6 protein-coding genes and 2 pseudogenes are annotated in these 10,860 nt (G+C 74.0%); 1 reads left to right on the top strand and 7 read right to left on the bottom strand.

The features are described from left to right. Positions 1–153: 153 nt before the first annotated feature. The gene (locus ACWCYO_RS38985) at positions 154–363 is read left to right on the top strand and encodes a hypothetical protein (protein WP_270146512.1); all 210 of its coding nucleotides are present in this window, start codon (positions 154–156) and stop codon (positions 361–363) included. A 16-nt stretch (positions 364–379) separates the two neighbouring features. Here ACWCYO_RS38985 and ACWCYO_RS38990 read toward each other — a convergent pair whose 3' ends face one another. The 7 genes and pseudogenes from ACWCYO_RS38990 to ACWCYO_RS39020 all read right to left on the bottom strand — a co-directional run. Continuing rightward, a complete protein-coding gene (locus ACWCYO_RS38990; RefSeq protein ID WP_449786852.1) occupies positions 380–868 on the bottom strand; it encodes a QcrA and Rieske domain-containing protein in 489 nt (162 codons plus the stop codon). 48 nt (positions 869–916) lie between these two features. Continuing rightward, positions 917–1,444, bottom strand: a pseudogene (locus ACWCYO_RS38995) (DoxX family membrane protein); the annotation flags it as partial. Positions 1,445–1,630: 186 nt separating this feature from the next. Continuing rightward, positions 1,631–3,199, bottom strand: coding sequence for a glutamine-hydrolyzing GMP synthase (gene guaA, locus ACWCYO_RS39000; protein ID WP_405000697.1), 1,569 nt, complete (start codon positions 3,197–3,199; stop codon positions 1,631–1,633). 1,011 nt (positions 3,200–4,210) lie between these two features. Continuing rightward, on the bottom strand, positions 4,211–6,097 hold the full coding sequence (locus ACWCYO_RS39005; protein WP_449786849.1) for a hypothetical protein: 1,887 nt from the start codon (positions 6,095–6,097) through the stop codon (positions 4,211–4,213). A gap of 119 nt (positions 6,098–6,216) precedes the next feature. Next, positions 6,217–8,022 carry a GMC oxidoreductase gene (locus tag ACWCYO_RS39010; RefSeq protein ID WP_449786850.1) on the bottom strand — a complete coding sequence of 602 codons (1,806 nt, stop codon included), beginning with the start codon at positions 8,020–8,022 and terminating at the stop codon, positions 6,217–6,219. 53 nt (positions 8,023–8,075) lie between these two features. Beyond that, complete coding sequence (locus ACWCYO_RS39015) at positions 8,076–9,719, bottom strand: succinic semialdehyde dehydrogenase (RefSeq protein ID WP_449786851.1); 1,644 nt, start codon at positions 9,717–9,719, stop codon at positions 8,076–8,078. Between the two features lie 102 nt (positions 9,720–9,821). Then, positions 9,822–10,860 (bottom strand): annotated as a pseudogene (locus tag ACWCYO_RS39020) (hypothetical protein); the annotation flags it as partial.

Genomic DNA, 10,860 nt, shown 5'->3' on the forward strand with positions numbered 1-10,860 from the left:
GGTCGGCCTGGGCAACGTCACCGTCCCCGGCGACCGCAACGACGGCACCGGACGGCACGTCTACCAGCTCAACCCGGTGGACGGCCGGCCGTCCAAGGGCACGCTCGATCTCCAACTCGGCCTCGGCCTCGGCGACATCAAGGTGGTCCAGCAGTGAGGAAGCACCGGCTCGACCTGTTCTCGCTGATCGCGGGCGGCCTGTTCACCGTGATCGCCGTGCTCTACCTGGTGGCGGCGCTCAACGACCGGTCGGTGAACGGACGGATCGTCGTCCCGGTCACCTTCATCGTGCTCGGCGTGGGCGGCCTGGCCGGCGCGGTCGCCGCGGTGGCCCGGCGGGGCAGGCCGGACCGGGAGGAGTAGCCCTCGTACGAAGAGCTCAGCTCTGCAGCGGGCCCAGGGTCAGCTTGTCGCCGTCCTTGCTGACGCCGTACCTGGGCAGCGGCTTGACGGCCGGCCCGTTGACCACCGCGCCGGTCGCGGCGTCGAACCGGGAGCCGTGGCAGGGGCAGGACAGCTGGCCGTTCTTCGGCGCGTCCACGGCGCAGCCGGAGTGGGTGCACACCGCGGAGAAGGCGCAGTACTGGCCGGCCTTGGGCTGCACGATGTAGACGGCGTCCCCGGTGACCGGGTCCTTGACCTGGGCCGAGCCGCCGACCGGCACGCTCGCCGCGGCCACCGTGGGGGCGGCCACCGTGGGGGCGGGCGCCGTGGCGCCGGTGGTCGGGGCGCCGGTGGTCGGGGCGCCGGGAGCCGCGGACGCGGACTGCTTGGGCGCGGCCTGCCTGCCCCGGCCGAAGGTGCGGGTCAGCGAGCCGGTCAGCAGTCCGGCGCCGCCGATCGCGACCGCCGCGATCCCGCCGTCCACCAGCGCCCGGCGCTTGACGTGCTCCTCCGTCAGCCCCCGCTCGCGGTCCCGCCCGGCCCGGCCGGCCAGGTAGCCGTCCACCGACAGGTACGGCGTACCGGCCAGCAGCAGCGGCGTCCAGGCCATCAGGTAGCCGAGGTCGTTGCCGAGGTAGTACGGCGAGACGTTCCAGCTGACGGTCAGCCACAGGCTCAGGTTGATCAGCGCGCCGCCGAGCGCCGCGACCCGGCCCCACAGGCCGAGCAGGGTGCCGAGGCCGACCGCCAGCTCACCGAAGGCGATGGCCAGCGCGGACAGGATGGGCGTGTGCAGTGCGGGGCCGAGCAGGAAGGCGATCGGGCTGCCGCCGGCCTCGGCGGCCTGGGTCTGCGAGAGGAAGGAGGCCGGGTCGCCCGCCCCGGCCAGGAAGTGCGCGTCGGAGAGCTTGTCCAGGGCGGCGTAGACGAAGGTGACGCCCAGGAACAACCGCAGCGGCAGCAGCGCGTACCGGGACGCGAACGCCCGCCACCGCTCCGCCCGGGCGGCCCGGTCGGCCGCTCCCCCGTCGACCGCCTCGGAGCTGCTGACCTCCGACATCCCGCACACCTTCCCTCGCGGCCTGCCACTCCCTGACAGGTCCGGTCCGCATTCTGCCCGCTCCCGCCCGCTTTCGGTGGGACCTCCCACCCGGGCCCGCCCGGGGGAACGAACGGCCGCGCCGCCGCTCCCGCGTACGGGAACGACGGCGCGGCCGTTCGGCACCGGCTCAGCGGCGCGGGAGTGCTACTCCCACTCGATGGTGCCCGGCGGCTTGCTGGTGACGTCGACGACGACGCGGTTCACGTCGCGGACCTCGTTGGTGATCCGGGTGGAGATCCGGGCCAGCACGTCGTACGGCAGGCGCGACCAGTCGGCGGTCATGGCGTCCTCGGACGAGACCGGACGCAGCACGATCGGGTGACCGTAGGTGCGGCCGTCGCCCTGCACGCCCACGCTGCGCACGTCGGCGAGCAGCACGACCGGGCACTGCCAGATCTCGCGGTCCAGACCGGCCGCGGTCAGCTCCTCGCGGGCGATCGCGTCGGCGTCGCGGAGCAGGTCCAGGCGTTCCTTGGTGACCTCGCCGACGATCCGGATGCCCAGGCCCGGGCCCGGGAACGGCTGGCGCTGGACGATCTCCTCCGGCAGGCCCAGCTCCTGGCCGACCATCCGGACCTCGTCCTTGAACAGCTTGCGCAGCGGCTCGACCAGCTGGAACTGCAGGTCCTCGGGCAGGCCGCCGACGTTGTGGTGGGACTTGATGTTGGCGGTGCCGGTGCCGCCGCCGGACTCCACCACGTCCGGGTACAGGGTGCCCTGCACCAGGAAGTCGACCGACTCGCCGTGCGCGCCGGCCTCGGCGACGATCTCGGCCTGGGCCTGCTCGAAGACCCGGATGAACTCACGGCCGATGATCTTGCGCTTCTCCTCGGGGTCGGTGACCCCCTTCAGCGCGTTCAGGAAGCGCTCGGAGGCGTCGACGACCTTCAGCTGGACGCCGGTGGCGGCCACGAAGTCCTTCTCGACCTGCTCGGTCTCGCCCTTGCGCATCAGGCCGTGGTCGACGTAGACGCAGGTCAGCCGGTCGCCGATGGCCTTGTTGACCAGGGCGGCGGCGACCGCGGAGTCCACGCCGCCGGACAGGCCGCAGATCGCGCGCTTGTTGCCGACCTGCTCGCGGATCAGGGCGATCTGCTCCTCGACCACGCTGCCGGTGGTCCAGGTCGGGGCGATGCCGGCGCCGCGGTAGAGGAAGTGCTCCAGGATCTGCTGGCCGTGGTCGGAGTGCAGCACCTCGGGGTGGTACTGGACGCCGTACAGCCGGGCCTCGTCGTTCTCGAAGGCCGCGACCGGGACCACGTCGGTGGAGGCGGTGACGGTGAAGCCCTCCGGGGCGGCGGAGCAGGCGTCGCCGTGCGACATCCACACCGAGTGCTGCGCGGGGACGCCCTCGAACAGGGTGGAACCGGTGCGGGAGACGGTCAGCGGGGTGCGGCCGTACTCGCGGGCGCCGGTGTTGTCGACGGTGCCGCCCAGGGTCTTGGCCATCAGCTGGAAGCCGTAGCACATGCCGAAGACCGGGACACCGGCCTCGAAGATCGCGCGGTCGAGCTGCGGCGCGCCCTCTTCGTAGACCGACGACGGACCGCCGGAGAGGATGATCGCCTTCGGGTTCTTGGCGAGCATCTCGGCGACCGGCATGCTGCTCGGCACGATCTCGCTGTAGACCCGCGCCTCACGCACCCGACGGGCGATGAGCTGGGCGTACTGGGCACCGAAGTCGACCACCAGGACGGTGTCGTTGTCCGGCACGGACTGGACGGGAATTGCAGAGGACACAGACGGCCTTCCGGCAGCGGTATCGAGGTGTCGCGCGGAACCGCCTCCCCGGGCAGGGGCTGCGGCGGCGGACGGGTGTGGGGTGTCTGGACACCGATTCTACCGGGCTGTCCGGTTTCACTCGTCTGCACGTCCAAGGAACCGTGACCGGGAGGGCCCGCCCTTCGTTGCTTCTGACGACCGGACGGCCGCGCCGCGTCCGCCAGACGCGCCGCCGCCGCCCCCTACCGGGGGCACCGCCGTACGGACTGCAGGACCACGCGTGGAGCTTCACCCCAGTCCACCGGCGCGCGTGGCGCCGCCGCCCCGGCCCGCCGGGGCGGCGGCGCCGTGGGACCGTGCGCGGGTGCCGCGGCCGGCCAGCAGGGGACAGCGACCCCGGCCGCGACTGGGCCGAGAGGTGGGACGGTCGGCTCCCGGGGACGCCCGGGGGTCGGCCGTCACACCGATCGTCCGGTCCGGGGCGCGCCCCGGCGCATTCCCCCTCCGTCCCGCGCCGCTACGCGCGTCCCCGTGCGCCGTAGCCCCTGGACCACTACTCAACGTGATCATTCGACGCGCTGTCATCGGCCGGCAGGCTGGCTCCAACCTCGCCGAACCGGTTGCAGAGCAAGCCCTCCGTCCAGCACGATGCTCCGTGTGAACGGTTCTCCCGGCGGCTGGCAGGCCTACCGCGGAGGCCCGGACGGATGTCTCCGCCGTCGCCGCGCAGGAAGGCGACAGCGGTTTTCACTTCACGCTCCGTGAGCGGAGAACCGGCGCAGACCTGCCCGCCGACCCGCCGCCGCACGGGCGCGTGCCCCGCTCCGCCGGCCACCCACGTCGGCACCGAAGGGGCACGACCACGAGCCAACCGACAGGACGGCGCTCCTCCCCCGGCGCCGTCACCTCCAGCACCGGCGCAGCCCTGACGCCGAGTGCTGAGCGACAAAGGGCCCCGTTCCCCCGCGGGGCCCTTTGCCCTTTTCCCGCCCTTTTCGCGCGCTACGGGTGGTCGCGCCAGACCGTCGGGTCGACCGGCTCCTCCGGCGGCCGCGGCGCGTCCGCCGGCAGCGGCGTCCCGGCGGCAGGGGCGGGCGGCGCGTCGTGCGAGCCGAGCACCTCGCCCACCTCGACCACCTGCGCGTCCGTCGGCCCGGCCGGGTACGGCGGCACCTGCGGAGGCAGGCCGGGCGGCACAGGCCCCTGCGGCGGCACCCCGTACACCGGGGCGCCCTGCCCGGAAACGCCCTGCCCGGGAACCGGCGGGGCCGGGTGCGGCACCTGCGGCGGCACCGCCCCGTACGGCCCGTACGGCGCCGCGCCGGGCGGCACCGCCCCGTACGGCGCCGGCCCACCCCGCCCGCCCAGCGACGCCAGCAGCGCTGGCACCAGCAGCGCACCGACCAGTGCCCAGACCACACTGGCCACCAGCACGCTGAGGAACACCAGGCTCACCGAGCCGTCCGCGGTCATGGCCGAGTCGTTCACGCCGCCGAAGCTCCCGGCGGTCGGCGACTGGACGGACATCGAGGTGCTGAACAGCCCACCGGACGCCGCCGACAGCGCGATGAGCAGCGCGGCGTACACGGTCGCCAGCCGGAGCCGGTCGGCCGCGTCCAGCTGCCGCCGGTAGGCCGTCCAGCCGAGCAGGAACGCCGCGGCGAGCGCCAACAGGCCGGTCCAGCGCCAGTCGGCCGTCTCGCCGTGCAGGTCGAAGAAGGAGAACTCCCGGTGGCTGTCGTGGTCCTCGCTCCAGCCCGGGACGGGGCTCGCGGTGCTGTTCGCCTGGAGGGTCGCGCCCGAGCCCAGGCCCAGCAGCAGCAGGCCGAGGTTCGGCAGGAAGGCCAGCGAGAGCGCCGTCTGCCCGCCGTCGTCGCTGGTGGCCGCGACCAGCACGAAGGCCGTCACCGAGGCCAGACCGAGGGTGAGTGCGAGCGCCTGGCCCGCCGTCAGCGCGGCCACCGCCCAGCCGCGCACCGCCCGGCTGCGCCAGGCGGCCCAGCGCAGCGCGTCGGTGCCGTAGACGGCGAAGGCCAGCAGCCCGCCCACCACGAGGGCCCAGCCCACTGCCCACAGCCAGCCGGAGTCCGTGCTGAAGGACGACTTCCCGAGTCCCGAGCCCGAGCCGTAGTAGTCGGAGTCGCCGTAGGCGTTCCCCGGGTTCCAGCTGCTGCCGGCGACCAGTCCGAGCACCACGGTCACCAGTCCGAGCACCACCGCCGTGCGCAGCGCCTCGCCGGCCGCCTGGCCGCGGGTCAGCTGGGAGCCGTCGGCCTTGCGCCGGCGCAGCCCGGCCCGCAGGCCGAGCCAGAGCGCCAGGCACCACAGGACGGTGACGGTCATCGGCACGACCCAGAGGGTGACCTCCAGGGTCTCCGAGCGGCTCCTGGTGATCGGGTTGTCGAAGCCGATCCGGAACGGCGCGCCCAGCGCGTTCAGCGCCATCGCCAGGGTGGAGAGGAGGCGGTCGCCGAAGTCGGGCGTCCGGAAGGCCTGGTCGTAGGTGTAGTCGCCCGGGATCGCCGCTGCCAGCGCCGCCAGCAGCAGCACCACCGTCGGCCCGACGGCGGCCCGCAGCGCCGGGCGCCAGTTCGTGCCGGTCAGCCAGCGCACCACCGGCGACTGGGCGGCCTTCGGGTCGTACGGCTGCCCCGCGCCCCAGCTGCCCACCGTGGGCGGGCCGCCGACCGGCGGGTACCCGGCGCCCGGGCCGGGCGGCGGGTAGGCCCCCGGGGACCCGGTGGGCGGCGGTCCGTAGCCGGGGGCGGACTGCGGTACGGCGGGCAGCGCGACGGCCGTCGGGGGCGGGGGTGCCGTCGGCCGTCCGCACGAGCCGCAGACGGGCGCCCCCTCCACCGAAGTCGCGCCGCACGATGCGCAGTTGGCCATGGACCGCATTCCCCCCGCTCGACGAGTTCCTGGTCCCCCAGGGAGCCCGTTTATCCCATCGGACCCGAACAGCTGTCAACCAGGAAACGGACCGAGCTGGTTGGCCCACCCGGCCCGGTTCAGCCGTGCTTCTTCGGGACCTCCGGGACGGGCAGCAGCGGCAGTCGCAGCGCACCGAAGGCGCCCTCCGGCACGGCCGGGCGCACCGGCGCGACCGGGTCGACCCGGCGGTAGGCCTCGCCCTGGGCCGGGCGCCGGTCCGCCTCGCCCTTGTTGGGCCACATCGACAGCGCGCGCTCGGCCTGCGCGGTGATGGTGAGCGAGGGGTTGACGCCCAGGTTGGCGGAGACGGCCGCGCCGTCCACCACGCTGATCCCGGGGTGCCCGTACAGCCGGTGGTACGGGTCGACCACGCCGGTCTCGGGGGCGTCGCCGATCGGGCAGCCGCCGAGGAAGTGCGCGGTCATCGGGATGTCGAAGATCTCGCCGACGGTGCTGCCCGGGAAGCCGTTGATCTCGTCGGCCAGCGCCTGGGCGCCCTGCTCGGCGGCCGGGATCCAGGTCGGGTTGGGGGTGCCGTGGCCCTGGCTGGAGGTGAGCCGGGGCTTGCCGAGCGGGCCCTTCTTGAGCGAGACGGTGATCGAGTTGTCCAGCGACTGCATCACCAGGCCGATGATCGTCTTCTCGGACCAGCCGCGCTGGTTCATCGAGCGGGCGAAGGTCACCGGGTGGAGCGCCGAGTTGCCCAGGTAGCGCAGCCAGCGCGGGACCTTCCCGCCGCCCTTGACCTGGGCGATCGACAGCGCGCCCATCGCGTTGGAGCCCTTGCCGTAGCGGACCGGCTCGATGTGGGTGTTCGCGTCCGGGTGGATCGAGGAGGTGATCGCGACGCCCTTGGTGAAGTCCGCCTTGGTGCCGTAGCGCCGGTCGGTGGTCTGCGCGCCCACCAGCGCCTCGGAGTTGGTGCGGGTCAGCTCGCCCAGCCGGTCGGAGATCCGGGCCAGGTGGCCGGCGTCGCGCATCCGGTGCAGCAGCGACTGGGTGCCGTAGGTGCCGGCCGCGACCACCACCCGGGCGGCGGTGATGGTCCGGGCGCCCGCCTTGACCCGGTCGGTCCGCGACCCGGAGTCGGTGCGGCGCACGTCCACCGCGTAGCCACGGTTCCCGTCGGCTTCGCCGAGCTCGCGGATCCGGACCACCGTGGTCAGCGGGTGGATCTCCGCGCCGCCCCGCTCCGCCAGGTACAGGTAGTTCTCGGTGAGCATGTTCTTGGCGCCGTGCCGGCAGCCGGTCATGCACTCGCCGCACTCCACGCAGGCCTTGCGGGCCGGGCCGGCGCCGCCGAAGTACGGGTCGGCGACCTCCTCACCGGGCGCCGCCTCGGCGGTGCCGTCGGTGTCCTTGCCGTCCCCGAAGAAGACCCCGACCGGCGCCATGTGGAAGGTGTCCCCGACGCCCATCTTCTCGGCCGCCGCCTTCAGGTGGACGTCGGACGGGGTGACGGTCGGGTTCAGCCGGACCCCGAGCATCCGCTGCGCCTGGTCGTAGAACGGCGCCAACTCCTCCTGCCAGTCGGTGATGTGGCGCCACTGGCGGTCCTCGAAGAACGCCTTCGGCGGCACGTACAGGGTGTTGGCGTAGTTCAGCGAGCCGCCGCCGACCCCGGCGCCGGCCAGGATCAGCACGTTCGCCAGCAGGTGGATCCGCTGGATGCCGTACAGCCCGAGCCGCGGCGCCCACAGGTAGTTCGGCAGGTCCCAGGAGTTGCGCGGCAGTTCGTCCCGGTCGAAGCGCCGCCCGGCCTCCAGGACGGCGACCCGGTAGCCCTTCTCGGTCAGCCGCAGCGCCGCGACCGAACCGCCGAAGCCGGAGCCGACCACGACCACGTCGTAGTCGAACTCCGCCGAACCGCCGGACTCCACCATCTGCCACTGCTCCTTCGAGGGGTCGAACCTGCTTGGGGGGAAGCGAGTTGTCGCTACTTGAAGCGCAGCGCCCTGAGCGCCCGCAGCCCGCCGGTCAGCACCGCGGCGAACTGCTTGTCGTCCAGCCCGAACGAGGGCGCGATCGGCATCATCCGCTGGGTGGCGATGGTCTGCGCCTCGGTGAAGCGCAGGATGCCCTCGGCGCCGTGCCGCCGGCCCAGCCCCGAGTCGCCCATGCCGCCCATCGGCGCGGCGACCGAGCCGTACGCGGCCGCGTAGGCCTCGTTGACGTTGACCGTCCCGGTGCGCAGCCGGGCCGCGACCGCCCGGCCGCGGCGCAGGTCCCTGGTCCAGACGCTGGAGTTCAGGCCGTACGGCGTGGAGTTGGCGGCGGCCACCGCCTCCTCCTCGGTGTCGAAGCGGTAGACCGAGACGACCGGGCCGAAGGTCTCCTCGCCGCAGACCGCCATCTCCGGGGTCACCCCGTCCAGGACGGTCGGCTCGTAGAAGTACGGGCCGAGGTCGGGCCGGGCCCGCCCGCCGGTCAGCACGGTGGCGCCGGCCTTGACCGCCTCCTCCACGTGCCGGGTGGTGGTCTCCAGCTGCCGGGCGGAGACCAGCGAGCCCATGTCGGCGCCGTACGCCAGGCCGCCGCCCAGCCGCAGCGCCCGGGTGCGGGCGACGAAGCGCTCCAGGAACCGGTCGGCCACCGAGCGGTGCACCAGCAGCCGCTCGATCGAGATGCACAGCTGCCCGGCCGAGGAGAAGCAGGCCCGTACGGCGCCCGCGGCGGCGGCGTCCAGGTCGGCGTCGGCGAGCACCAGCATGGCGTTCTTGCCGCCGAGTTCGAGCGAGGCTCCGACCAGCCGGGCGGCGGCGCGCTGGGCGACCTCGCGGCCGGTGCGGGTGGAGCCGGTGAAGGAGACGTAGTCGGCGTGCTCCACCACGGCGGGGCCGATCACCGGGCCGTCGCCGATCACCACCTGCCACAGGTCGGCCGGCAGCCCGGCCTCGATCAGCAGTTCCCGGGCCCACAGCCCGGTCAGCGCGGTCTGGGTGTCGGGCTTGTTGACCACCGCGTTGCCGGCCACGAAGGCGGGCAGCAGGTCCCCGACGCACAGCTCCAGCGGGTAGTTCCACGGCGAGATGTGGCCGATCACGCCCTTGGGGCGGCGGGCCTCCACGGTGTGGGTGAGCACCGGCAGCGCACCGCCGCGGCGGCGGTCCTTCAGGTAGCCCTGCGCGGCGCGCCCGTAGTGCCGGGCGGCCGTGGCGACGGCCAGGACCTCCTCGAAGGCGTGCAGCCGGGCCTTGCCGGTCTCGGCCTGGACCAGGTCCAGCGCCTCGTCCTGCCGCTTGAGCAGCAGGTCGTGGAAGCGCAGCAGCACGGCGGCGCGGCGGCGCACCGGCAGCGCGGCCCAGGCGGTCTGGGCGCGGCGGGCCAACTGGAAGGCGACCTCGACGTCGGCCGGGGTGGACTGCGGCAGACCGGCCAGCCGCTCACCGGTCAGCGGGGCGACGGTCTCCACCACACTGGGCTCCGCGGTGGCGGTGACCCCGGTGGCCAGCCGGTCGACCAGGGACCGGGGGACGGCGGCCACGACGGTCCGCCCGCCGCCGGGAGCGGCCGGGTTGCCGCCCACGGGGGAGGCGCCGGGGTGTTCGGTGGCCACTGCATCTGCTGTGAGGTCCGACATACGGCGCAGCCTAGGCCTTCGGCGGCCGGTGCGGTACCCGTCGGTAACAAGAATCTGCCGCAGTCGGGCGAAAGCGGGGCGCTCCGCCCTTACGGCACTGCGTCAGCGGGTCGGCGTGAAGCCGTTGAGCACCGTGGTGAAGCGCTGGAAGGCCTCCGTCCAGTCATTGCCCTTGTCGGGACTGGACGAGTAGATCGCGTAGGCGGTGCCGTCCTCGTCGATGAACTCGGTCTCGATCGCGCGCCGGCGACCGCCCTCCTTGGCCGCGTAGCTGAACTCCCAGACTGCCGCCTCGTGACCGTTCACCGCGGTGCTCGCCATCCGGTGCTGCTTGTAGTCCTTGAGCGACTTGGAGACGCTGACCTCCATCTCCCGCATGTGGTCCAGCGGCTTGACCGACTGGCCGACGGTGACCGCGAACTGCAGGTAGCGCACCTTGTTGTCGGGGCTGTAGAAGATCTGGTTGTTGTCGGTCCCGAGGATGCGCTGCCAGGCCGGGTTCCCGGTCGGCAGCGGGAAGCGGAAACCGGCCGGGTCGTCGACCCAGCGGTAGCCGGCGGGCGCGGGCGCCCCCGGGGTCGGGGTGCCGGTCGCCAGCTCGTCGGTGGGCTCGGCCGTGTCCGGCTGCGCGGTCGGGGTGGGGTCGGCGGCCGGGGAGCCGACCAGGTGCCGGGTGACGAAGAAGGTCGCCCCTGCCGCCAGCACGCCGACCGCCAGCACGATGGCGACGAGCTTCATCCGGTTGCGGCGTCCGGCCGGACCACGGGCGGGCGCAACGGAGTACGCGACCGGCGCTCCGGCGGCGGTGTGCGCCTGCGCAGCGGCGGGCACGCCCCCGGCGGGGTGCTGAACGGCGGGCGGAACCGTGCCCGCAACGGCGGTCACGGCAGTAGCCGGACGCGGATCGGTCGGGTCCTCCGAGCCCTTGGACACCGGCTCCGCGGCCCCTTCCGGCCCCCCGCTACGGTCCACCAGCGGCACCGACTGGGTGGGCACCCGCACCGGCGCGGCCGACGGCCCCACCGTCGTCAGCCCCATGGTGTGCCCGGCCTGCACCTCGGCCAGCATCCGCGCCGCCTCGTCCGCGCTCGGCCGGTCGGCCGGGTCCTTGGCCATCAGCGCGGCCAGCACCGGCCCGAGC

The organism is Kitasatospora sp. NPDC001683, assembly GCF_053596495.1.

Excerpts from the sequence above, each read along its gene's own strand:
- ACWCYO_RS39010 (WP_449786850.1), bottom strand. The coding sequence starts at position 8,022 with ATGGTGGAGTCCGGCGGTTCGGCGGAGTTCGACTACGACGTGGTCGTG.
- ACWCYO_RS39005 (WP_449786849.1), bottom strand. The coding sequence starts at position 6,097 with ATGGCCAACTGCGCATCGTGCGGCGCGACTTCGGTGGAGGGGGCGCCC.
- ACWCYO_RS39015 (WP_449786851.1), bottom strand. The coding sequence starts at position 9,719 with ATGTCGGACCTCACAGCAGATGCAGTGGCCACCGAACACCCCGGCGCC.